Below are 22,826 nucleotides of genomic sequence, written 5' to 3'. Positions count from 1 at the left end.
TTCGTCGCTTGCGCTCTTCGCAATGACGATGCGGTGAAAGCGAGAGATCAAATGACCTTCGACCACGACATCAAGGCGACCGTTCGTACCATCCCGGACTATCCGAAGAAGGGCATCCTGTTTCGCGACATCACGACCTTGCTCGCGGATGCGAGAGCCTTCCGCCGTGCCGTCGATGAGCTGGTGCACCCCTGGGCGGGAGCGAAGGTCGACAAGGTCGCCGGCATCGAGGCCCGCGGCTTCATCCTCGGCGGCGCGGTGGCGCATCAGCTCTCGGCTGGCTTCGTGCCGATCCGCAAGAAGGGCAAGCTGCCGCACACCACGGTGCGGATCGCCTATTCGCTGGAATATGGCATCGACGAGATGGAGATGCACGCCGACGCCGTGCAGCCCGGCGAGCGCGTGATCCTGGTCGACGATCTGATCGCCACCGGCGGCACCGCGGAGGGCGCGGTGAAGCTGCTGCGCCAGATCGGCGCCAACGTGGTCGCCGCCTGCTTCATCGTCGACCTGCCCGATCTTGGTGGCGCGGCCAAGCTGCGCGCGATGGACGTGCCGGTGCGCACGCTGATGGCATTCGAAGGGCACTGAACTTCTCTTGCCTCGCCCAGCTTACGGGGAGAGGCCGGATCGCATGGAATGCGATCCGGGAGAGGGGGAGGCTCCGGGCGCTCCAATGCTGATTGAGGCTGCGGAGCCGGCTCTTCACCCCGACCCGCTCCCCGCAAGAGCGGGGCGAGGGAGCAGAGCTATCCCCGCTGCAGCAGTATGCTCAGCTCGAGATCGCGGAACGTGGTGTAGTTCTTCCGGATCCACTGATGCAGCTCGGTCGATGAATCCTTCTCCTGCCGCAGATAGCCGGTGAAGGAGAAGCTCAGCCGGTCGATATAGGTCTTCAGGAACACCGGCAGCGCGCGGAAGCGCAGCACCCGGCTGGCGGTCATGACCGGCGGCAGTTCGCCGCGCACCACGAACTCGTTGTCGATGACGATGAGCGCGTTCGGCGGGATCATGCCGGCCAGCGTCTGGTAGCCGTGCACCGAGGCGCGGTCGGTATCGGCGACATACAGGATGACAGGCGAGACGCGGCGGCGCAGTGCCTCCTTCATCAGCCCGATCTGGTCGCACATTTTGAAGAATTCATCGAAGGCGTGGTAGCCGAGGTCGATCACCTTGGCGATGCCGTCATTGACGATGACACGGTCCATCAGCTGCATCTTGCCGTAGGTGTCGATCACGTCGGCGGTTTCCGTGATCCGCGGCAGATAGTCGAGCAGCGACGGCTCCTTCAGGTTGATGTCGTAGCAGACCACGTCGCCGTTCTTGAGCAGCAGGAATTCGCCGAGCAGCCGTGCGATCAGCGTCTTGCCGACCTGCGGGCGGGGCGAGCAGATGATGTAAACGGGCGTGGACGACATCGCCCGCTATATCAGGCCAAATTTTCGCCCAATCCAGCCCCATCGCCGCCTCGGGCGCGACTTTTTTCGCTGCCGGGGGCGAGCTTTTCACTGCCTTCGCGCGCGACTATTTTTCGCCCTTGGCCGCCTTGGCGCCGACCAGGTCGGTGAGCTTGATCCGGTCGTACTCGCTCCAGACATTGGCGAGCCAGTGCCGGACATAGCCGCGCAGCACGAAGGAGTAATTCGCTGCGTCGTCGTTGATGCCCTTGTTGGCGACGAATTTCAGGAACGGAACCGAGGAGACCTCGACCTGCTCATAGGCCATTTCGTTGAGCTTCGGGATGGTCAGGTCGACGGCATCCTTGATGCGGTGGAAGTAGGAATTATAGGTCGCCTGGTCCCACTGGAAGAACTGGGTGTCGTTGATGAAGTTCTTGACCAGGAAATATTTCGCGCCGCCCATGAAGTTGGCGGTCTCGGCGATCTCATCCAGCGAGGCGATCGACGGGCCGAGGATGTGGAACACGGCGAAGGTGATCTGGCCGGAGCGCGCGGCGTCGAGGAAGCCGATGTCGCGCAGCGAGGCCAGCGCCGGCGACAGCAGGCCGGCGCGGACGTCGATCACGGTGACCGCCGGGCCCGAGTTCAGCGTATCGAAGATCTTCATCTGGTCCGCGGTCGTCGTCATGTCGACGATCTCGGTGATCTCGGGATGGAAGCGCTTCAGCGTGCCGCGCGGCGATTCGGTGTCGAACGCCCGGGTCTGCACGTTGTTGGCGCTGAAATAGTCCAGGAGCGTCCGCGAGACGGTGGTCTTGCCGACCCCGCCCTTGTCGGCGCCCACCACGATCACAACCGGCTTTGCCATGGAAATCCCTTGAAAGCGCGCTCCCGACCGCGATGGCGATCGGCAAGTCCCCACACTGCTTTGGGCGCGAACATGGCAGAAACGAGGGAGAATTCAATTCCTTAACGCGCCCACATTGGCTTTGGTGGGGATTTCCTTAATGGACTGAGTGACCTAGGGCACGATCAGCGGTGCGGGCCCCAAGGACCTTGAAGTGGGCCTTGGAGCGGTCCCTGGAGCGGACCAAACGGTCCCTGCCTGGGGGCAGTGCCGGGCAGCGGCGGCGGATTGTTCGGTTGTGCCGGCGGCGTGTCACCCCACGGGCCATGGGTCACCGGCGGGGGCTGGTCGCCTGCCGTGGGCGGCTGGTCCTGCGGCTCCGTGTCATCCGGCAGCCCCAGCGGTCCGGGGTCGTGGCCGCCGGCATATTTCACCAGGGCATCGACCCGGGACTTCACCGACGGATGGGTCGCGAACAGGTCGGCAAAGCCCTCGCGCGGATTGTCGACGCAGAGTTCCATCACCGCCGAGGTGGCGCCCGGCAACTCGCCGCGGTTCTCGATCTTGCGCAGCGCCGAGATCATCGCATCGGGATTCTTGGTCAGCTCGACCGAGCCGGCATCGGCGAGGAATTCGCGCGACCGCGACAGCGCGAGCTTGACCACCTGTGACAGCAGCCAGGCCAGCATGATCAATGCGACCGCGATGATGATGACGATGATCGCGCCGCCGCCCGAACCCTTGCTGTCGCGGTCCGAGGAGGACGACGACGATCGGGAGGATGACGAGGACGACCCGCCACCTCCGCTGCCGCCGCTCCACGACAGATTTGTGAACAGGCGAAAGAACAATTCGCCGAAGAAGCCGACCACGCCGGCGATGATCACCGCGACCACCATCAGTTGCACGTCGCCGTTCTTGATATGGGTGAGCTCGTGGCCGAGCACAGCCTCGATCTCCTGGTCGTTCAGCGCTCTCAGAAGTCCGTTGGTGACCGTGATGGCGTACTGCCGCGGGTTCAGTCCGGTCGCGAACGCGTTCAGCGCCAGGCTGTCCATCACCTTCAGCTTCGGCATCGGGATGCCGCGCGAGATGCAGAGGTTTTCCAGGAGATTGTAGAGCCGCGGTTGCTGCTGGCGCGTCACGCTTTCGCCGCCGGTGACGGCGTCGATCACCTTCTGGTGGAAGAAATAGGCGATCACGATCCAGGCCAGTGCAGCGATCGTCGCCCATGGGAAGGCCGAGGCCAGATCGCGCGCGGCATGGGTCAGATAGTAGTCGGCCGTGCGGCCGCCATCGGTCATCACCTCCGCGACCAGCGCGCCGGCATAGACCAGCACGTAGATCAGCAGGAACAGGCCGGCGAGCAGCAGCATCGAACGAAACTTGTTCGATGCGATATGCGTGTAGAGACCATAGGCGGCCATGACGGAGCAGCCTCCCGCCGGCGCGCGTTGCGCCTTTAGAACTTCACGCTCGGTGCCGCCTCGACCTCCGTGCGGCTGGCGCCGAGGTCGAAGAAATCCTTGCGGGTGAAGCCGAACATGCCGGCGAACAGCGCGGCCGGCATCTGCTGGATGCCGGTGTTGTATTCCTGGACCGCGTTGTTGAAGAAGCGGCGGCTGGCGGCGATCTTGTTCTCGAGATCGGAAAGTTCCGATGCGAGCTGCTGGAAATTGGCGTTGGCCTTGAGGTCCGGGTAGGCCTCCGACAGCGCGATCAGCCGGCCGAGCGCACCGGAGAGCTGGTTCTCAGCCGCCGAGACCTGGGCCGGTCCCTGTGCCGAGATCGCCGAGTTGCGTGCCTTGATGACGTCGTCGAGCGTGCCGCGCTCATGCGCGGCATAGCCCTTCACGGTCTCGACCAGGTTCGGGATCAGGTCGTGGCGCTGCTTGAGCTGCACATCGATGTCGGCAAACGCCTGGCTGACCCGCTGGCCGAGCGCGACGAGGCGGTTGTAGGCGCTGAACGCAAACAGCACGAGAAGGACGATGACGCCGATAACGATCCAGCTGGTCGACATGACAGGGCAGCTCCTGATGGACGAGACGGCGGCACCGTAGCCCAAGATCGGGGCGCAGGGCAGCCCGCCGCGAAGAGGTGGGCATGGGTTGGTCGTAGATCGGCCGAGACCGGTTCAACATATTCGTCGTCCCGGCGAAGGGGACCCATTGCCACCGCTATGTGCAGTGAGAATTCGTTGGGCCCCAGCTCGCTTCAACGACGCATTTCGGTGGTTATGGGTCTCGGCCTTCGCCGGGACGACCAATTACCGCATCGCCCCAGCGCCATTTGCGGGCGCGGGCGTATTCGGCCTTGGCGCGCCGGGGCACTTTTGTGACAACGACGCCATCGACCGTGCAGAGCTTGGCCGCAACCTCGACCTTGCCGACATCCGGCTGCGCCAGCACGCGCGGTGGCCGGTTCTCAACGCGCGCGCGGCTCAGCGCGACATAGGCGAAGCGCTCGTCCTCGAACGGGGCGTCGGCGCCCTTGACCTGCTTGTGTGCGCGCGAGCGTTGCAGGCGCTGCGAGAAATGACACCAGTCCGGCGCGACCAGCGGGCAGGCGCCGTCATGCGGGCAAGGGGCAACTACATGCGCGCCGGCGGCGATCAAGCGTGCGCGGAGCGCGATGATCCGCGCATAGCCCGCCGGCGTGCCGGGTTCGACGACCAGCAGCGTGTCGCGCGCCTTGGACCACATGGCATCGGTCAGTGCCGCGCGTTCGGCGTCACCAAGTTCGCCGATCATGTAGCTGGCGACGACGAGGTCGGCGGGGTTGGCCTTGTCGATCAGGGCGTGGGCCTGGCCGAGTTGATAACTAGTGTCGTGCAGGCGGATGCTGCCGTGAAACAGCCCTTCGGCGAGCGTTCGCAACGCGGCGTTGGCGTCGAGCAGGGTGAAGCCTTGCAGAGAGGTGAACGTCTCAGCGGCGGCCCAGGTCGCGGTTCCCGGACCGGCGCCGACATCGAGCAGGCTCGCCGGCGCGAAGTCCGGCCTGATCTCCGTCAGCGCATTCAGGCTCGCCATCACGGCCGCATAGGTCGCCGGCATCCGCGCCAGCGCGTAGGCCAGCGCATCGGTCTCGGTCCTGATCGTCGCGGAGTTGCCGCCTTCGCGATAAGTCCGCGAGATCACCGCCGCGCGGCCGGCGGCGTCGCTGCGCGATAGGCCTTCGAGGTGGCTGTTGAGCGCCGCGCGCAGTTCGGCGGGAAGATCGGGAGAGGTCATGCGACGCACTATCGCATGTCATTGCGAGCGAAGCGAAGCAATCCATCGCGCCGCTTGCCGAGACATGGATTGCTTCGCTGCGCTCGCAATGACGGAGCGGAAGCGGGTGCGCGAGCGTCAGCCCCTTACGCCACGTTCTGGTCGAGGATGTCGACCGCGCCCTGCAGGTCGACCGACACCAGCTGCGACACGCCGCGCTCGGCCATGGTGACGCCGAACAGCCGGTTCATCCGCGCCATCGTGATCGGGTTGTGCGTGATGATGATGAAGCGCGTGTCGGTCGAGCCGGTCATTTCGTGCAGAAGGGTGCAGAACCGTTCGACGTTGTGGTCGTCGAGCGGCGCGTCGACTTCGTCCAGCACGCAGATCGGCGACGGGTTGGTGAGGAACACCGCGAAGATCAGGGAGAGGGCGGTCAGCGCCTGCTCACCGCCTGACAGCAGCGACAGTGTTTGCGGCTTTTTGCCGGGCGGCTTGGCGATGATCTCGAGGCCTGCCTCGAGCGGATCGTCGCTCTCGATCAGATGCAGCGCGGCTTCGCCGCCGCCGAACAGCTCGGTGAACAGCCGCTTGAAATGGTTGTTGACGGTCTCGAACGAGGTCAAGAGGCGCTCGCGCGCTTCGCGGTTGAGGCTCTGGATGCCCTGCCGCAGCCGCTTGATCGCCTCGACCAGGTCGTCGCGTTCGGTGGTCAGCGCAGTGTGCTGGGTCTCGACTTCCTTGAGTTCTTCCTCGGCGCGCAGGTTGACGGCGCCGAGCCGCTCGCGGTCGCGGCGCAGCTTCTCGAGCTCTTCCTCGACCTGTGTGACTGGCGGCAGCTCCTGGCCGGGCTCGATCTCGGCGAGGCCCACGACCGCGCTCGGCTCGACCTCGAGCATGTCGTGGATCTCGCGCTCGATGTCGGCGAGGCGGCGACGGGTGCCTTCCATGCGCTCCTCGGCGCGCGCGGTTGCCTCACGGGAATAGGAGAGGGCTTCGAGGGTCGCCTTGGCGACGCGGTCGGTTTCCGCCATCGCGGCTTCCGCGGTCGCGAGCGCGTCGGCGGCGATGCGGCGATCGCCCTCGGCGTGCTCGATCTCCGTGATCAGTGCGCTGCGCTTCTCGGCGAACACCTCCGGCGCGTTTGCGAGTTCCTCGCGCTCGGCCGACACCTCGGCGATGCGGGCCTCGACGGTCTCGACCTGCGAAGCGGCGCTGGTCTTGCGGTTCTGCCACTCATTGCGCTCGGCGACGATCGCCTGGACGCGGCGGTCGGCGAGTTCGGCCTCGCGGGCCAGCGCCTGCGCCTCGGCGCGAACTTGCGCCGCGGCACGGCGCTGGTTGTCGATCTCGGCGCGAACCGCGGCGAGCTGGGCCTCGGTCTCGACACCAGGTGGCAGTTCGGACAGCGCGGCAACAGCGTTCTCGTGGGCCGCTTCGGCCTCGGCGCGGTCGGCGGCGACGCGGCTGTGCGCCTCGGTCAGCGCCGACCTGCGCGCCGCGTGACGGTTGATCTCGCGCTCCATCGCGGCATGGCGCTCGCGCGCGGCGTCGGCCTCGCGGCGGGCGGCGCGCACGGCTTCGCGCGAGGCGCTCTCGGCGGCGGACGCAGAGTGCAGCTCTTCCTCAGCCGTCTCCAGCGCCTGGCGCTTGGCGGCGGCATCGATGCGGGCCTGCTCCAGCTCATGCTCGATATCGACCAGGCGGGCGCGCTCGGCGAGGCGGCGCGCTGCGCCGGTCGGGGCATGGGCGTCGGCGACAAAACCGTCCCAGCGCCAGACGTCGCCTTCGAGCGACACCAGCCGCTGGCCGGTCTTCAGCTGCGACACCAGCTCAGCGCCGCGTTCCTTGGCCACCACGCCGATCTGGGCCAGGCGGCGCGCCAGTTCCGGCGGTGCCTGGACGTGATCGGCCAGCCGCTCGACGCCGTCAGGCAGCGACGGATCGCCCGAAAGTTCACCGACATTGGTCCAGCGCATCGGCGCGGAGGAATCCACCGGTGCATCGAGGTCGTCGCCGAGCACGGCGCCGATCGCCTTTTCATAGCCCTTGGCGACCGTGATGCCGTCGATGATCGGCGGCCACAGATTCTTGGTCTCGCTGGTGACAAGCTTGGAGATGGTGCGGGCTTCGGTCTCCAGCCGCTGCACGCGCTTCTCGGCCTCGGCGAGCGGATTGCGGGAGGACTCCAGTGTCTGCCGTGCGGCGGCGTGATGGGCTTCGCTCTCCTGCACGGCCGCCTCGGATTCGGCGAGCGTCTGCTGTGCCATCTCCATGGCAGCGGCGAGCGCGTCGATGTCGCCGAGATTGCCGGTCTCCTGCGCGAGCTTGGTTTCCTCGGCCTGGACGTTGGCGATTTCCTGATCGAGCCGCGCCAGCCGGTCGCGATGGGTGCGCACGCCGGCCTCGAGCTGGTTGCGCTTGGCGGTGAGATCGGCGAGCTGCGTGGTCAGCTCCGAGAACTGGCGCTCGGTCGCGGCCAGGATCTCCTCGGCCTCGGAGACACGCTCGTCAACGCCGGAGCGCTTCTCGACGCGCGACTTGATCTCTTCCTTCAGCTCGGCGTCTTCGGTGTCGAGCCGCTGCAGCGCGATGTCGGCATCCGAGGTCTGCTGCTGCTCGCGCGCGATGTCCTGGGCAAACTGGGTCAGGCGGCGATCGAGTTCGCCGACCCGCTCCTTGGCGCGCTGCTCCTCACGGTCGAGCATCTCGCGGGCGTTGGTCAGGCGCTGCAGGCCCGCGGCGGCGCGCGCCTCGGCATCGCGCAGCGCCGGCAGTTCGGTGGCGCGGATCGCCTGGATACGCGCGGCTTCCGCCTGATGCTGGGTGCGCTCGGCCATCTCGCGCACGGCGAGATCATGGGTCTGCGCGGCGTCGTTGACGTCGGCGTTGGCCCCGATCCAGCGCAGATGGAACAGCATGGCTTCGGACTTGCGCACCTTGGCCGCGACCTCGCGGTAGCGGATCGCCTGGCGCGCCTGCTTCTTCAGGCCTTCCATCTGGCCAGTGAGCTGGCCGATCACGTCCTCGACGCGGGTGAGGTTGGTTTCGGCCGCCTTCAGCCGCAGTTCCGCCTCGTGGCGGCGTGCGTGCAGGCCGGCGACGCCGGCGGCGTCTTCCAGTACGCGGCGGCGCTGCTCCGGCTTGGCCTGGATGATCTCGCCGATCTTGCCCTGGTGAACCAGCGCCGGCGAACGCGCGCCGGTGGCGGCATCGGCGAACAGGATCTGCACGTCGCGGGCGCGCACGTCGCGGCCGTTGATACGGTAGACCGAGCCGGCCTCGCGCTCGATGCGGCGGGAGATTTCGAGGATCTGGCTGTCATTCATTGCGGCCGGCGCGGAGCGATCGGAATTGTCGATCGTCATCACGACTTCGGCGTGGTTGCGCGCCGGACGGTTGCCGGAACCGGCGAAGATCACCGCATCCATGTCGGCGGCGCGCAGCGACTTGTGCGAGGTCTCGCCCATCGCCCAGCGCAGCGCTTCGACCAAATTGGATTTGCCGCAGCCGTTCGGTCCAACAACGCCGGTCAGGCCCGGCTCGATCATGAAATCGGTGGGTTCAACGAACGACTTGAAACCGTGCAGGCGGAGGCGCGTGAGCTTCATGTACACAAATCTCGCTTGGCCGGGCGCGAATCTCCCTGCCGTGACAATACCATGGATGGCAATGTCGGTGTCTGGGGTGAATAGCTGCGTGCAGCTCTCATGAGCGGCGACAATGGCGATGCGCGTGCGTCAGGGCAACCGCTTGACCAAGCTTTTCCCAAGGGATTTGCAAGGGATTTGCAGGGGTTTTGCGACCTCTGCATGGCCTTGAAGACTCGCATCGCGCGAATCGGGTTTTCAACAACCAAATTATGCGAAGGCGGCACACCGTGATCGCAAATCATCCACAATTATCGTGCCGCGACTCGAACGCGGGTACGACGGCGTCGAGTTCACCCGCGTGCGATCAGCTCTTCAGCAGCGGATCGATGTGCTTGCTGAACTCCTCGAACGAGGTCTCGCCCTTCAGCATCTCGCCGTTGACGAAGAAGGTCGGCGTCGAGTTCACCTTCAGCACGTCGTTGGCGTATTTCTGGTCTGCGGCGATCTTGTCGAGCAGCGTCTGATCCTTCAGGCAGTCCTCGACCTGCTGCTGGCTGAGGCCGGCCTGCTTGCCGATCCGCGTCAGCGTCTCGGTTGTGTTCTTGACCACCCAGTCGTTCTGCTGGCGGAACAGCAGGTCGATCACGGCGAAGAATTTCGGTGCGTCGTCCTTGGCGATGCAGCGCGCCAGCATCGAGCCGGCGGCGGCCTTGATGTCGAGCGGGAATTCGCGGAACACGTAGCGGACCTTGCCCGAGTCGATATAGGTCGACTTGATCTTCGGGAACACGGTCTCGTTGAAATTGGCGCAATGCGGGCAGGTCATCGAGGCGTATTCGATGATCGTCACCTTGGCGTCCTGGGGACCGAGCCCCATGTCCGGCAGCGACTGCGGCTTGGCGACCTCGGCGGCGGTCTGCGCGAACGCGTCCGTGATCAGGCGCAGCGGCGACAGCCCGGCGAGGGCGGCAAGCCCGGTCAGCGAGAGAGCGGTGGTGAAAGCGCGGCGCGTGATGATCAAGGTCAGCTCCCGGATTGGCGCGTTCACGCCAGAATGAAGGGGGTCCCGAAAAGAAGCCTTCGCTAGCTTGAAACGACCATTGTGGCAATGCCGGGGTCTTGCGGCGGAGCCTGCGAAAAGCGTCAATTTCGCTTGATCGAGGCACCCAGCCGGGCCAGCGCCGCGCGCAGATCGTCGTCTTCGACGGCCGCAAGATTGGCCGCCTCCCGGGCCAGCGCTTTGGCGTCCGGCGGGCGCGGCCGGGCCGGGCGGCTGCGGCGTGTCAGCGGCGCCTGCCGGATCGTCAGGCGGCCGACCGCGTGCCAGCCGAAGAATCGGTTCACCCGCTCCAGGATGACGTCGGAGGAGTGCTGGATCTCCAGCGCCATCGGCCCCTCGACCCGCAGCACCAAGGTCGCCGGCTCCTGCGGCTGCCCCTCTACCGGCCGGGGCCACTGGATCTTCATCGGCTCGCAATAGGCCGCGATCCGCTCGCCCGCGATCTCGGTCCACCGCGTCACCAGTTCGCGCGCGGCAAAGCCCTGCTTGGCATAGGCGTCGGTGAAGACATCGCTGAGCAGGATCGACAGGGGCTTTGCGCTGATCGGGCCGGGTTTGGACATGGGCGGGACTATAGCAGCGGTAGCGATGGGGCCGAAACCGTGTTCATCAATGTGGTCGCGCTTCCATCCCAGGACAAGAAAGGCGTGGATGCCCGGGTCAAGCCCGGCATACCGTCGCGGGATGTGCCTTAAGATATGTCCATGAGCTCTCGCGCGGCCGCCAAAACCAATCGGACCGACCAGCAAGCCAGCCGCCCGGCGCGGCTGCTCGCCTGGTATGACCGGCATCGCCGGCGGCTGCCGTGGCGTGCCGAGGCGGGGGAGCGGGCCGATCCGTACCGCGTGTGGTTGTCCGAGATCATGCTGCAGCAGACCACGGTCAGGGCGGTCGGGCCGTATTTCGAGAAATTCGTGGCGCGTTGGCCCGATGTGACCGCGCTCGGCCGGGCCTCGCTCGATGACGTGCTCCGGATGTGGGCCGGGCTCGGCTATTATTCGCGGGCGCGCAACCTGCATGCCTGCGCGGTTGCGGTGCTGAGCGACCATGGCGGGGCCTTTCCGGACACCGAGGGGGGCCTGCGCGCGCTGCCCGGCATCGGCCCCTACACCGCGGCGGCGATCGCCGCGATCGCGTTCGACCGCCGTACCATGCCGGTCGACGGCAATATCGAGCGCGTGGTCAGCCGGCTCTACGCCATCGAGGAGCCGCTGCCGCAAGCCAAGCCGCTGATCAAGCAGATGGCTGCGACATTGCTCGGCCCGTCCCGTGCCGGCGACGAGAACGCTCGCGCCGGCGATAGTGCTCAGGCGCTGATGGACCTCGGCGCCACGATCTGCACGCCGAAGAAGCCGGCTTGCGCATTGTGTCCGCTGAATGACGATTGCGCGGCCCGCATCCGCGCCGATCAGGAGACATTTCCGCGCAAGGCGCCGAAGAAGACCGGCGCGCTCCGCCGCGGCGCCGCTTTCGTCGTGACACGGGGCAGCGAGCTGCTGGTGCGTTCGCGTCCTGAAAGAGGCCTGCTCGGCGGCATGACCGAAGTGCCGGGATCGGAGTGGCTGGCCGGGCAGGCGGATGCCGCCGCGCTGGCGCAGGCGCCGCAGCTCAAGGGCGTCGCGCGCTGGCATCGCAAGACCGGCGTCGTCGCCCATGTGTTCACGCACTTTCCGCTGGAGCTCGTTGTCTATACGGCCAGCGTGCCGCCGCGGACCCGCGCGCCGGAGGGGATGCGCTGGGTGCCGGTGGCGACGCTGGACGGCGAGGCGTTTCCCAACGTGATGCGCAAGGTCGTCGCGCACGGACTGGACTTCTGACGCCGGCTCATTTTTTTGAGCATGATCTCTTCGGAAAACCGGTTCCCACTTCTCCGGATCATGCTCTGATCTGCTGACACCATGCTGGCGGCAGGTCCCGGCTACGACTTCCAAAACGGAGGCCGCGATGATCGCAACCGCTCTCGACCGCATCCCGATGCCGCCCGTCGCAAAGCTGCTGGGTTGGCGCGTGGCTGATGCACGTCCGCAGGACGGCTGGATCAGGATCGTGTTCGACGGCAAGCAAGATTTCTGCAATCCGGCCGGCTTCATCCAGGGCGGCATGCTGTCTTCGATGCTCGACGACACGATGGGGCCAGCGGCGTTCATCATGACCGAGGGCAGGCTCTTCACCACCACCATCACGATGACCGTGAATTTTCTCGCGCCCGCCAGGCCCGGGCCGATCACCGGCGAGGCGACCGTAACCCAGCTTGGCAAGACCATCGCCTTCGTCGAGGGCCGGCTGACCGCCGCCGACGGTACATTGCTCGCCACGGCGAGCAGCAGCATCCGTCTGGTCGAAGCGGCGCGGGCATTGCGATGATGCCGCGCACACTGCAATTTGGTCCGTCACCCCCGCGCAAAGGCTTTGCCTTTGTCGCTGGAGGAGCGCGCACGCGCGCGGTCTCGAAGGGTCGACGGCCACCGGCCGGGCCGTGCATGCTTCGAGACGCCGCTTCGCGGCTCCTCAGCATGACGGAGATGGAGTTCGCGCTCCGTTCAAGAGGCTCCCACCCGCGGCACGATCGGCGGCTTGGCGTTCAGCCCCTCGACCTGGAAGCCGGCGACGCGCTTGTAGTTGGCGGCGATGTCTTCCAGCTCCTGCTGCGACAGCACCTCGGTGACGATGCCAAAACCGTTGGGCGCGCGCTCCTCGACCAGCTGCATCACCTGCTCCGGACCGTTGCGGCGGTTGAGCATCACGAGATCGGTCGTCGCCGGCCGCCGTTCGGCCTCATAGGCGGAGAGCGCCGCCTGCGTTGCACCATGCGCCAAAATCTCGCGCGTCAGGGTGCGGGCATCGAGGATCGCCTGCGAGGCGCCGTTGGAGCCGATCGGGTACATCGGATGCGCGGCGTCGCCCATCAGCGTGACGCGGCCGAAGGTCCATTGCGGGATCGGATCGCGATCGACCAGCGGATACTCGTAGGCATGCGGGCAGTTCCGGATCAGGCCGGGCACGTCGAGCCAGTCGAAATCCCAGGTCTCGAACCACGGCAGGAATTCGTCGAGCTTTGCGGTGCGGTTATAGTCCTCGCGGCGCCACTGATAGGTCGGCGGCATGTGCCGCTCGGCGACCCAGTTGATGTCGAACTTGCCGTCGGGGCCGGCTTCCTTCGAGATCGGATAGCAGACGAATTTCAGGATCTCGTGGCCGGCCATGATCATGGTGCGGCCGGTCAGGAAGGCGTTCGCCCGGGTGATGCCGCGCCACAGGATACGGCCGTTCCAGATCGGCGGTCCTTCCTGCGGATAAAGCTTCTCGCGCACCGCCGAATGGATGCCGTCGGCGGCGATCAGCACGGTCCCCTCATAACTGCCGGCGGGCTTGCCGGTCGCCTTGTCGATGAAATCGGCGCGGACGCCGTCGGCAGTCTGGGTCCAGCCGGTGAGGTGATGGCTGGTCAGGATGTTGTCACGTCCCAGCCGTTCGGTCGCGGCATCGAGCAGCAGCTGCTGCAGCCGGCCGCGATGGATCGAGAATTGCGGCCACTTGTAGCCGGCCTCCAGTCCGCGCGGCTCGCTCCAGATCGGCTTGCCGTGCTTGGAGAAATAGGCGAGCTCGCGGGTGCGCACGGCGGTCGCGTCGAGCACGTCGTGCAGGCCGAGCTCGATCAGTTCGCGCACCGCATGCGGCAGCACGTTGATGCCGACGCCGAGCGGCCTGAGCTCGGGCACGCTTTCGAACACGCGGCAGGGCACGCCGATCTGGTGTAGGCTGAGCGCCAGCGTCAGCCCGCCAATTCCGCCACCTGCAATGAGCACAGTCATGAAAAGCCTCCCGGTTGGCCAAGGTCATCGCATGGCGGCCCCGCCGCGGGCAAGGTCCGCGGCACGGCGCAGGGTGGACGGCAAGGAGGGCTGCCGCTAACGTCCGCCGCATCTCATAACAAGCCAGGCCGGGTTCGCAACGAACCGACAAGGCCCGCAGAGGACAACGACATGCTCAAGCTCTACACCGCCCCCGGCACCTGCGCCCTCGCGTCCCACATCGCACTGGCGGAGGCCGGCGCGCCCTATTCGGTCGAGCGGCTCGATTTCAAGATCAACCAGCAGAACAGCCCGGAATATCTCAAGATCAATCCGAAGGGCCGCGTGCCGTCGCTGGTGACCGACCACGGCGTGCTGACCGAGACGCCGGCGATGCTGGCCTACATCGCGCAGACCTATCCGCAGGCGAAGCTTGCGCCGCTCGACGACGCCTTCGCATTCGCGAAGCTGCAGGCCTTCAATTCCTATCTCTGCTCGACCGTGCATGTCTGCCACGCCCACAAGATGCGCGGCGCGCGCTGGGCGACGCAGGAGACGTCGTTCGCCGACATGAAGGCGATGGTCCCGAAGACCATGGGCGCCTGCTTCAACCTGATCGAGCGCGACATGCTGAAGGGTCCGTGGGTGATGGGCGAAAACTACTCCGTGGGCGACGCCTATCTCTACACCCTGACGCTCTGGCTCGACGGCGACGGCGTCGACATCGCGACCCTTCCGAAGGTGAAGGCGCATCGCGCGGCGATGGAGCAGCGGCCTGCGGTGCAGAAGGTGCTCGCGGAGCAGAAGGTGTAAGGCAGAAAGCGAAGCGGAAGCCAAGAACTCGCTGTCGTGCCGGCGCAGGCCGGGACGACGTGCGGTTGGAGTGTACCGTCACACCTTCCGCGTCTCCAGCTCCCGCCCGGTCTCCAGCATCAGCCGGCGCAGCCAGATCGAACCGGGGTCCATCTGGGCCCGTGTCGGATAGAACATGTGCTGCTCGTCGATCCCCGGATCGAGCGGCGGCGTCACCGTCACCAGCGATAATTGTTTTGCCAGCGCGGAGATCAGCCGGCGCGGCACGAAGGCGACGAGGTCGGTGCGGGCGGTGACGTGGAGCGCCTCGATATAGCCAGGCACCACCAGCGCGATTCGCCGCTGGATGCCCTTGGCGCGCAGCCAGGTGTCGATCAGATCCTCGTTGTGGCCGCGGATGATCACGGCGACGTGCCGTGCCGCGAGGAACGCCTCGCGTTTCCGGAGCTTGCTGCCGACGGGATGGCCGCGCCGCACCGCCAGCGCATCGATGTCAGTGTAGAGCCGCTGGCGGTGAAATCCCTTGAAGGAATTGCCGATCGAGATCACGAGATCGATGGTGCGGGCGAAGTCGGGCGTGAAGATCGTGGAGCTGCGCCACGGCACCACGTCGATGGTGACGTTGGGCGCGAGCCGCGTCACCTTCTCCATCAGCGGCGGCATCAGCAGCTCTACCGCGAGGTCGGGCATCATCAGGCGGAAATGCCGCTCGCTGCGCGCCGGATCGAAATCATCGGAGACGAACAGCGTGCGCACCTGATCGAGCGCCTGCGCCAGCGGCGAGCGCAGCGCCTGCGCCCGCGGCGTCAGTTCCATCCGCGCGCCGTTGCGCACCAGCAGCGGATCGCCGATCAAATCGCGCAGCCGCTGCAAGGCGTGGCTGGTCGCCGGCTGCGACAGATTGAGCCGCATCGCGGCGCGGCTGACATTGGCGTCGCGCAGCAGGGCGTCGAGCGCGACCAGCAAATTGAGGTCAAGCGAATTCAAATTCATCAGGTGAATATATATCATACCACCTATCGATTGGAAGAATGCGCACCGGAGCCGCAGGATGGGGCGGCAAGGCGTTTTGACGCGAAGCGGTTATCGGTTCGCGTGAGCAAACGCGTGACATCAAAGCCACCCCATCTGCAAGGAGACGCGCATGAGCGCAACCGACAACAAGAAACTGGTGCAGGAGATGTTCGTGATCGCGGGCAGTCCCGATCCCGCGGTGCGTGAGAAATCGCTGTTCATGGCGACGCTTGCCGACGACGCGACCTGGACCGTGACCGGGCAATATTCCTGGTCGCGCACCTTCACTGGCAAGCAATCCATCATGAGTGATCTGCATGGCCATGTCCGCTCACGACTGGTCGAGCGCGGCCGCACCATTGCCCATCGCATCATCGCCGACGGCGACATCGTCGTGGTCGAGGCCAAGGGCAACAACCTCACCAAGGAAGGCCAGCGCTATGACAACGACTATTGCCTGGTGTTCCGCTTCGCCGACGGCCGGATCAAGGAGGTGCGGGAATATTGCGACTCGGTGCTGACCGAGAAGGCGCTCGGTCCGTTTCCGGCGGCCGCGGTTGGCGCGGCGGGTTGAAGCGCTGACGGTCGCAGCCGCGGCAGCGCTGGCTTCGATCCGGCGGTGGGGTGAGGACCGGCGCGCATGGCGGAAACTCGCTGCCATGAGCGAACGCGAGCTGCAGGACATCGGCGTCTGCCGCGCCGACATCGTCCGTGATCGTCGTGATGGGAAGGGCAGTCCGTACTGGCCGCCGTGAGATGCGACGAGAAAAATGCGCGGGGTTGGCCACGCGTCGGCGCCCACCCCGCGCGGCGTTCAAGGGCGGCTTACGCCACCTTGTTCTTGAGGTGGCCGAACATGATGTCGCGCGCCGCATCGTCCATCTCGGCCTTGAAGGTGTGCTTGTCCTTCAGCGCGATCGCGCGCGCCGCCGCCGGGCGCGCCGAGATTTCGTCGACCAGCCGCTTCACGTTCGGATATTTGGCGTAGCCTTCCTCGCCGAGGATGAACGGCGCCATCCGCGCCCAGCCCCAGAACGCCATGTCGACGATCGTGTAGCTGTCGCCGACCATGTAGCGCTGTTTCGCGAGGTGATCGTCGAGGATCTTGTAGTGGCGATGCGCCTCGTACTGGTAGCGGTTGTTGGCGTAGTCGAGATCCTTCGGCGCGAAATGCTTGAAATGCACGGCCTGGCCGGAATAGGGCCCGAGGCCGGTTGCGATGAACATCAGCCAGGACAGCGTCGCGGCACGGTTGGCCGGGGTGTTGGCGGGCAGGAACTTGCCGTGCTCCTCGGCGAGATAAAGCAGGATGGCATTGCTGTCGAACACCAGCACGCCATCATCGTCGATCGCCGGCACCTTGCCGTTCGGGTTGACCTTGAGGAAATCCGGCGCGAACTGCTCGCCCTTGCGGGTGTCGACCGGAATCGCCTCGAACGGCAGGCCGGATTCTTCCAGGAACAGTGCAACCTTGTTCGGGTTCGGCGCGCCATTGAAATAGAATTTGATCATGAAGGGACTCCCTTGGTTCTGTGACCGGCAAATCGGGACGCGGCGGGGCAAGGCCGCATGGCCCCTCATGCGCAAAATTCGCTGCAATGCGCAAGCGACGAGTTTGTGAATCAGGGTCGCGTGCCGCGCCGGTCAGCCGGCCCAGAGGAAGCCCAGGATACCCGCGACGACCAGCGCAACTCCCGCGACCTCCAGCACGGCGGCGGAGCGGGTCGCCGCATGCAGGTTGGAAAGCTGCGTCGCGCGCTCGGAGCCGCGGGCATAGCCGTGCACGATGACCTCTTCATTGAATTCGCCATGTGCCTCGAGGGCGAGCGTCAGGCCGACGCAGACCAGCAGGATGCCGAAAATGATCAGGCCGAAGAATCCGAGCAGGCCGATCAGCAGCATCGGAAACATGCCGAGCAGGAAGACCGGCAGCAGCGGCACCAGCAGCAAGGTCTCGGATTGTCTTCGCATCGGGCGACCAATCGAAACGGCGAGTGACGGAGGCCAATGTAGGCTCGCCCCGACGGCGCAACAAGGCGGCCCGGGTTCAAGACGGCGTCATCTTTCTCGTCATTCCGGGGCTCGCGCAGCGAGAGCCCGGAATCCATTGGACCGCAGAACAGGTGGATGAATGGATTCCGGGTTCGGCGCTTTGGGCGCCCCGGAATGACGAGGAAGGTGAATTCCGCCGGCCTCAGCCCACCGCCATCTCGGAACGGATCTCGGCGCGTAGCTCGTCGATCAGCCTGAGGCCGGTCTTGGTCTCGACGTGCCAGAAGGTCCAGCCGTTGCAGGCGCCGGAGCCTTGCGCGACGGCGCCGATGCGGTGGATCGAGCCGACCTTGTCGCCGAGCATGATGGCGCCGTCGGCGCGCACCAGGGCGCCATGGCGCTTCTTGGCATCTACCAGCTTGGCGCCGGGCGTGATCATGCCGCGCTCGATCAACTCGGAGAACGCCACCCGCGGCGCCTCGCGCGCCGTCATGAACGGCGCCAAGGTCTCGGCCGGCAGCGGCTCGATCGCGGCGATGCGCGCTTCCGCTGCGGCGGCATAGGTCCGGTCGCGCTCGAAGCCGATATAGTTGCGACCGAGCCGTTTGGCGACCGCGCCTGTCGTTCCGGTGCCGTTGAACGGATCGATCACGAGATCGCCGGGTTTCGACGACGACAGCAGCACGCGGGCGAGCAGCTGCTCGGGCTTCTGCGTCGGATGGACCTTCTTGCCGTCTTCGCCCTTGAGGCGTTCCTCGCCGGTGCACAGCGGGATCAGCCAGTCGGAGCGCGCCTGCACGTCCTCATTGGACGCCTTCAGCGCTTCGTAATTGAAGGTGTAGCCCTTGGCCTTCTCGTCGCGCGCGGCCCAGATCATGGTCTCGTGCGCGTTGGTGAAGCGACGGCCGCGGAAATTCGGCATCGGATTGGACTTGCGCCACACGATGTCATTCAGGAGCCAGAAGCCGAGGTCCTGCATGATCGCGCCGACGCGGAAGATATTGTGATAGGAGCCGATCACCCACAACGTCGCCGACGGCTTCATCACGCGGCGGCAGGCCAGCAGCCAGGCGCGGGTGAAATCGTCATAGGCAGCGAACGACGAGAACTTGTCCCAGTCGTCGTTGACGGCATCGACATGCGATTCGTCGGGGCGCTTGAGATCGCCCTTGAGCTGCAGATTGTAAGGAGGATCCGCGAAGACTAGGTCGACCGAGCCGGCCTGAAGCTTCGATAATTCGGCCACGCAATCGCCAATGACGATGTGGCTCGACGGGGCACTCTCAAATTTAGTGCGGGGCGCCCTTGCAGACGCCCCGCGACGCGACACTACCATGACTCAAGAACTCTGACTCAGGCGACGCTGTCGGCGACGCGGGACTAAACAACCGACTGGCGTCACATTGACCCGGCAAAGTAAAAATCGACTTAATTGGAAATGTTCATGCAAAAGATTGCTGCATCTTTTGCGTGACGTGGCGCGGTGTCGTTGGCGTTGTGCTGCAACATCAGCGCGTTCGGCGAAAAATTTTGCGGATCATCAAACGGGCACGATTCGGCCGGTAAATTGCCCGCCGCTTGCACTCTTCGCGGCGCGCAGGATGCGCGTCCAACGGACTAGGCAATTTTTGCCGGGCAGGATATTGATTAACAGAATGGAAATTTTAGGTTGGTGTGTCCCGCATTGGGGCGCCGACCGGAATGAAGGGAAACCGCCATGCGCTATGATGATTTCCGCCGCAGCGACGACATTGAAGATCGTCGCGACGACAGTGGTGGCGGCGGCGGTGGTGGCTTCGGGATTCCGATGGGCGGCGGTGGCGGGCTCGGCATCGGCACCATCATCGTGCTCGGCCTCCTCGGCTATGCTTTCGGCATCGATCCGCGCATCCTGATCGGCGGCGCCGAGATTCTCACCGGCGGCGGCCAGGCGCCGACCTATCAGACCGACCGGCAGGCGTCGGGCGGCCAGGTCAAGCGCGGCGCGCCGACCGACGAGATGGGGAGTATGATCTCAGGCATCCTGGGCGAGATCGACGATCGCTGGAGCGAGATCTTCCAGGCCTCAGGCCAGTCCTACACCGGTCCGAAGATCGTGCTGTTCCGCAACGCCACCAATGGCGGCCGCTGCGGCATGGCGCAGTCGGCGATGGGACCGTTCTACTGCCCGCCGGACAAGACCATCTTCCTCGACACAGGTTTCTTCCGCGAGGTCGAGACGCGCTTCCGCGGCTGCTCGGGCAACGCCTGCAAGTTCACCGCGGCCTATATCATCGCGCATGAGGCCGGCCATCACATCCAGAACCTGCTCGGCATCATCCCGCGGGTGAACCGGTTGCAGCAGCAGGCCGGCAGCAAGGCCGAGGCCAACGCGCTGCAGGTCAAGGTCGAGTTGCAGGCCGATTGTCTCTCCGGCGTCTGGGTCAACCGCGAGGAGAAGAAGCGGCCGGGCTTCCTCGAGGCCGGCGACATCGACGCCGCGCTGACCACCGCGAACGCGATCGGCGACGACACGCTGCAACGGCAGGCGACGGGCAGGGTGGTGCCTGATTCCTTCACCCACGGCTCCGCCGCGCAGCGCAAGCAATGGTTCATGACCGGCTACCAGCAGGGCACGGTGCAGGCCTGCAACACGTTCGGCGGCGGTGCGTAGCTCTACGTCGCGTCATCCCCGGATGAGCGCGAACGCGCTCACTCGGGAGGTGCTCGCCTCTTCGGCGAGCCTCGAAGGATAAAACGCCCGTGGCCCATCCTTCGAGGCTCGCGAGCGCTCGCACCTCAGGATGACGTCTGTGGGTTTGGAAAGAGGTGTGAGATGTCCTCGATCGACGAATCCAAAACTTTCATCCCGCTCAACATCGCGGTGCTGACGATTTCCGACACCCGCACGTTGGCGGATGACAAATCGGGCACCACGTTGGCCGACCGTCTCACCGCGGCCGGCCACAAGCTCGCGGCGCGCGAGATCGTCACCGATGACGTCGAGGCGATCCGCGCGGTCATCCGGCGCTGGATCGCGGACGCGGGCGTCGATGCCGTCATCACCACCGGCGGTACCGGTTTCACCGGCCGCGACGTGACGCCGGAGGCGGTCGAGCCGCTGTTCGAGAAGCGGATGGACGGCTTCTCGATCGTCTTCCACATGTTGAGCCACGCCAAGATCGGCGCGTCGACGATCCAGAGCCGCGCCACCGCCGGCGTCGTAGGGGCGACGTTCATCTTCTGCCTGCCCGGTTCGCCCGGCGCCTGCCGCGACGGCTGGGACGGCATCCTGGCCGCGCAGCTCGACTACCGCACGCGGCCCTGCAATTTCGTCGAGATCATGCCGCGGCTCGACGAGCACCTGCGCCGCGCCAAGGCGAAGGGCGCGAGCGCGTAGTCTCCATCGTCATTCCGGGGCGCGCGAAGCGCGAGCCCGGAATCCATTTTGCCGCAGGTTTTGTGGCCCGATGGATTCCGGGCCTGCGCCTGACGGCGCATCCCGGAATGACGGGGATGTGGTGTCCTAAAGCTCCATCTCCCAGGTCTCCCCGACCAGGTCGACGCCAAAACTGTGGTGCTTCTCTTCCTTGACCCGCTCAAAGCCCGCGCGCGCATAGATGCCGCGCGCGGCGACCAAAATGCTCTGGGTCCACAGCGTCATCTTCCTGTAGCCCATCTCGCGTGCCGAGCGGATGCACTGGTCGACCAAAGCGCGGCCGACGCCGAGCCCGCGGGCCTTCTCCTCGACCGCCAGCAGCCGCAGCTTGGCGATCCCGTTGCCGCCGTTGACCAGGAAGACCGAGCCGACCGGTTCGCCGTCAACCTCCGCGATCCAGCAATGCTCACAGGCCGGATCGAACGATCGCAGAAACTGCGCGCAGATCTCGGCCACCAGCGCCTCGTAGCTGATATCCCAGCCATACTCCTCCGCGTAGGCGCGTCCCTGTTGCGAGATCACCCAGCCGATGTCGCCGACGCGGTGGCTGCGCAGCAGGAAGGCCGCCGGCTTCTCGGCCGGTGGCTCCAGCGACTGCTCGATCGTGCCCATCGCGCGCACCACGGCTGCGCGGCGGTCGCCGTCCATCTGCTTCAAGAGCGCCCCGACCTCGCTGCGCGAGCGGCGGTCGAGATCGGCGGCAGCGGTGCGGCCCTTGGCGGTGAGCGCCACCTCGTTGACGCGCTTGTCGGCCTTCGACGGCTTGCGCGTCACGATCTTGCGGCGTTGCAGCGCCGTCAGCGTGCGGCTGACGAAGCCGGCATCGAGGTCGAGATCGCGCACCAGATCGGTCGCGGTGCAGGTCTCGCGGTGCGCGAGCTCGTAGATGATCCGCGCTTCCTGCAGCGTGAATGTCGAGTGCAGGAGCTTCGGCTCGATGATGCCGAGCTTGCGGGTGTAGAACCGGCTGAAGCCGCGGACCGCGGCGACCTGGCTCTCGAGCGCGGTGTCATTGGAATTTGATTTCATCAAACATATTATTTGACGGAATCAAATAAACTGCAAGCGATTTTACGCGACCATGATCCGGCTGCGCAGCATGGTGCGGGATGAGCGGCCGAGCCGGCGCAGCAGCCGCGCCTCGGAGCGGCGGGCATCCGGCCGGTAGCCGCCGATCCGCTCGTAATGCTCGCGCGCGATCAGAAGGCCCTGTTCGGCCGAGGGCCCGGCGATAATCCGGGCGACGAATTTGAGGCCGTCGCGGAGGCCGGGGTCGGTATAGGGGGCGCGCGCGTAGCGGAAGATGCCGGCGCGGTCCTTGCCGCTCGCCGCCACCATCTGGATGAACTGGGTGGTCTCCTCGATCCAACCCGCATCGAGCACCGCGCCCGGATGCAGGAACATCAGCCAGGGTGAGCGCGCCTGCCGTGCGCCCGCCGCAAGCGCCGCGGCGCGCGTGCCCTTGAAGCGCAGGAAGTGGCAGCCGGCGACGTCGGCGACGCGCTCGATCACGTCGGTATCGGTGCGGTCGACCAGCAGCACCTCACGGACGACGCCGGCGGCCGCGCCCGGCACCAGCGCTGCGAGCGTCGCGACCGCGGTGCGCTCGACTCCGTCGGTTGGAATGATCACGCTCAACATGAACTTTGAGGCTTCGATGGCTCAAACTGGAGAACTCAGGCCGTG

Annotated in this window: 23 protein-coding genes; 8 read left to right on the top strand and 15 right to left on the bottom strand. The window is 65.9% G+C overall.

Annotated features, from left to right (window positions below; all coding sequences use genetic code 11):
* Positions 1 to 51: 51 nt before the first annotated feature.
* Positions 52 to 591, top strand: coding sequence for an adenine phosphoribosyltransferase (locus ACVISU_RS11000; RefSeq protein WP_018273383.1), 540 nt, complete (start codon positions 52 to 54; stop codon positions 589 to 591).
* 158 nt (positions 592 to 749) lie between these two features.
* Here the strand turns inward: ACVISU_RS11000 and ACVISU_RS10995 are convergent, their stop codons facing one another.
* The 8 genes from ACVISU_RS10995 to ACVISU_RS10960 all read right to left on the bottom strand — a co-directional run bounded on the left by ACVISU_RS10995 (position 750) and on the right by ACVISU_RS10960 (position 10,675).
* The gene (locus ACVISU_RS10995; RefSeq protein WP_456706963.1) at positions 750 to 1,418 is read right to left on the bottom strand and encodes a hypothetical protein; all 669 of its coding nucleotides are present in this window, start codon (positions 1,416 to 1,418) and stop codon (positions 750 to 752) included.
* 106 nt (positions 1,419 to 1,524) lie between these two features.
* On the bottom strand, positions 1,525 to 2,268 hold the full coding sequence (locus ACVISU_RS10990) for a P-loop NTPase family protein (RefSeq protein ID WP_050403965.1): 744 nt from the start codon (positions 2,266 to 2,268) through the stop codon (positions 1,525 to 1,527).
* A 164-nt stretch (positions 2,269 to 2,432) separates the two neighbouring features.
* On the bottom strand, positions 2,433 to 3,674 hold the full coding sequence (locus ACVISU_RS10985; protein ID WP_456706962.1) for a M48 family metallopeptidase: 1,242 nt from the start codon (positions 3,672 to 3,674) through the stop codon (positions 2,433 to 2,435).
* 35 nt (positions 3,675 to 3,709) lie between these two features.
* Complete coding sequence (locus tag ACVISU_RS10980; RefSeq protein ID WP_050403963.1) at positions 3,710 to 4,270, bottom strand: LemA family protein; 561 nt, start codon at positions 4,268 to 4,270, stop codon at positions 3,710 to 3,712.
* Positions 4,271 to 4,484: 214 nt separating this feature from the next.
* Positions 4,485 to 5,480, bottom strand: a complete 996-nt coding sequence (locus ACVISU_RS10975) for a small ribosomal subunit Rsm22 family protein (protein ID WP_050403962.1) — start codon at positions 5,478 to 5,480, stop codon at positions 4,485 to 4,487.
* 125 nt (positions 5,481 to 5,605) lie between these two features.
* On the bottom strand, positions 5,606 to 9,070 hold the full coding sequence (gene smc / locus ACVISU_RS10970) for a chromosome segregation protein SMC (protein WP_456706961.1): 3,465 nt from the start codon (positions 9,068 to 9,070) through the stop codon (positions 5,606 to 5,608).
* A gap of 346 nt (positions 9,071 to 9,416) precedes the next feature.
* Entirely contained in the window at positions 9,417 to 10,073 is a 657-nt protein-coding gene (locus ACVISU_RS10965; protein ID WP_050403998.1) for a DsbA family protein, read from the bottom strand.
* A 122-nt stretch (positions 10,074 to 10,195) separates the two neighbouring features.
* The gene (locus ACVISU_RS10960) at positions 10,196 to 10,675 is read right to left on the bottom strand and encodes a DUF721 domain-containing protein (protein ID WP_456706960.1); all 480 of its coding nucleotides are present in this window, start codon (positions 10,673 to 10,675) and stop codon (positions 10,196 to 10,198) included.
* Between the two features lie 135 nt (positions 10,676 to 10,810).
* On the opposite strand from ACVISU_RS10960, the gene mutY reads away from it, so the two are divergent.
* Positions 10,811 to 11,929, top strand: a complete 1,119-nt coding sequence (gene mutY, locus ACVISU_RS10955) for an A/G-specific adenine glycosylase (protein ID WP_050403960.1) — start codon at positions 10,811 to 10,813, stop codon at positions 11,927 to 11,929.
* 73 nt (positions 11,930 to 12,002) lie between these two features.
* Positions 12,003 to 12,476, top strand: a complete 474-nt coding sequence (locus tag ACVISU_RS10950; RefSeq protein ID WP_347336852.1) for a PaaI family thioesterase — start codon at positions 12,003 to 12,005, stop codon at positions 12,474 to 12,476.
* Between the two features lie 176 nt (positions 12,477 to 12,652).
* On the opposite strand, the gene ACVISU_RS10945 is transcribed toward ACVISU_RS10950, so the two are convergent.
* Entirely contained in the window at positions 12,653 to 13,924 is a 1,272-nt protein-coding gene (locus ACVISU_RS10945; RefSeq protein ID WP_456706959.1) for a flavin-dependent oxidoreductase, read from the bottom strand.
* Between the two features lie 171 nt (positions 13,925 to 14,095).
* Between ACVISU_RS10945 and ACVISU_RS10940 the strand changes: the two genes are divergently transcribed.
* On the top strand, positions 14,096 to 14,716 hold the full coding sequence (locus ACVISU_RS10940; protein ID WP_456706958.1) for a glutathione S-transferase family protein: 621 nt from the start codon (positions 14,096 to 14,098) through the stop codon (positions 14,714 to 14,716).
* A gap of 78 nt (positions 14,717 to 14,794) precedes the next feature.
* On the opposite strand, the gene ACVISU_RS10935 is transcribed toward ACVISU_RS10940, so the two are convergent.
* On the bottom strand, positions 14,795 to 15,709 hold the full coding sequence (locus tag ACVISU_RS10935; protein ID WP_456706957.1) for a LysR family transcriptional regulator: 915 nt from the start codon (positions 15,707 to 15,709) through the stop codon (positions 14,795 to 14,797).
* Between the two features lie 151 nt (positions 15,710 to 15,860).
* Here ACVISU_RS10935 and ACVISU_RS10930 point away from each other — a divergent pair, with 151 nt between their 5' ends.
* Both ACVISU_RS10930 and ACVISU_RS10925 read left to right on the top strand, forming a co-directional pair.
* Positions 15,861 to 16,304, top strand: coding sequence for a nuclear transport factor 2 family protein (locus ACVISU_RS10930; protein WP_456706956.1), 444 nt, complete (start codon positions 15,861 to 15,863; stop codon positions 16,302 to 16,304).
* Complete coding sequence (locus ACVISU_RS10925; protein WP_456706955.1) at positions 16,288 to 16,485, top strand: DUF1127 domain-containing protein; 198 nt, start codon at positions 16,288 to 16,290, stop codon at positions 16,483 to 16,485. Before ACVISU_RS10930 ends, ACVISU_RS10925 begins: the two co-directional genes overlap by 17 nt.
* A gap of 70 nt (positions 16,486 to 16,555) precedes the next feature.
* Here ACVISU_RS10925 and ACVISU_RS10920 read toward each other — a convergent pair whose 3' ends face one another.
* The 3 genes from ACVISU_RS10920 to ACVISU_RS10910 all read right to left on the bottom strand — a co-directional run bounded on the left by ACVISU_RS10920 (position 16,556) and on the right by ACVISU_RS10910 (position 19,058).
* Positions 16,556 to 17,242 carry a glutathione S-transferase family protein gene (locus ACVISU_RS10920; protein ID WP_050403955.1) on the bottom strand — a complete coding sequence of 229 codons (687 nt, stop codon included), beginning with the start codon at positions 17,240 to 17,242 and terminating at the stop codon, positions 16,556 to 16,558.
* A 132-nt stretch (positions 17,243 to 17,374) separates the two neighbouring features.
* Positions 17,375 to 17,701 (bottom strand): hypothetical protein, encoded by a 327-nt coding sequence (locus tag ACVISU_RS10915; protein WP_456706954.1) that lies wholly within the window; start codon positions 17,699 to 17,701, stop codon positions 17,375 to 17,377.
* A 223-nt stretch (positions 17,702 to 17,924) separates the two neighbouring features.
* Entirely contained in the window at positions 17,925 to 19,058 is a 1,134-nt protein-coding gene (locus ACVISU_RS10910) for a site-specific DNA-methyltransferase (RefSeq protein ID WP_050403953.1), read from the bottom strand.
* A 381-nt stretch (positions 19,059 to 19,439) separates the two neighbouring features.
* Between ACVISU_RS10910 and ypfJ the strand changes: the two genes are divergently transcribed.
* Together ypfJ and moaB are read left to right on the top strand one after the other, a co-directional pair.
* Positions 19,440 to 20,375 (top strand): KPN_02809 family neutral zinc metallopeptidase, encoded by a 936-nt coding sequence (gene ypfJ / locus ACVISU_RS10905; RefSeq protein WP_050403952.1) that lies wholly within the window; start codon positions 19,440 to 19,442, stop codon positions 20,373 to 20,375.
* A 162-nt stretch (positions 20,376 to 20,537) separates the two neighbouring features.
* Positions 20,538 to 21,101, top strand: a complete 564-nt coding sequence (gene moaB, locus ACVISU_RS10900) for a molybdenum cofactor biosynthesis protein B (protein ID WP_456706953.1) — start codon at positions 20,538 to 20,540, stop codon at positions 21,099 to 21,101.
* Positions 21,102 to 21,227: 126 nt separating this feature from the next.
* On the opposite strand, the gene ACVISU_RS10895 is transcribed toward moaB, so the two are convergent.
* Both ACVISU_RS10895 and ACVISU_RS10890 read right to left on the bottom strand, forming a co-directional pair.
* Complete coding sequence (locus ACVISU_RS10895) at positions 21,228 to 22,169, bottom strand: bifunctional helix-turn-helix transcriptional regulator/GNAT family N-acetyltransferase (protein WP_456706952.1); 942 nt, start codon at positions 22,167 to 22,169, stop codon at positions 21,228 to 21,230.
* Between the two features lie 42 nt (positions 22,170 to 22,211).
* Positions 22,212 to 22,781, bottom strand: a complete 570-nt coding sequence (locus ACVISU_RS10890; RefSeq protein ID WP_050403949.1) for a glycosyltransferase — start codon at positions 22,779 to 22,781, stop codon at positions 22,212 to 22,214.
* Positions 22,782 to 22,826 lie beyond the last annotated feature (45 nt).

Source organism: Bradyrhizobium sp. USDA 4452, from assembly GCF_054063575.1.
Note: the sequence above shows the minus strand (reverse complement) of the source record. Positions and strands in the feature narration are given on the sequence as shown.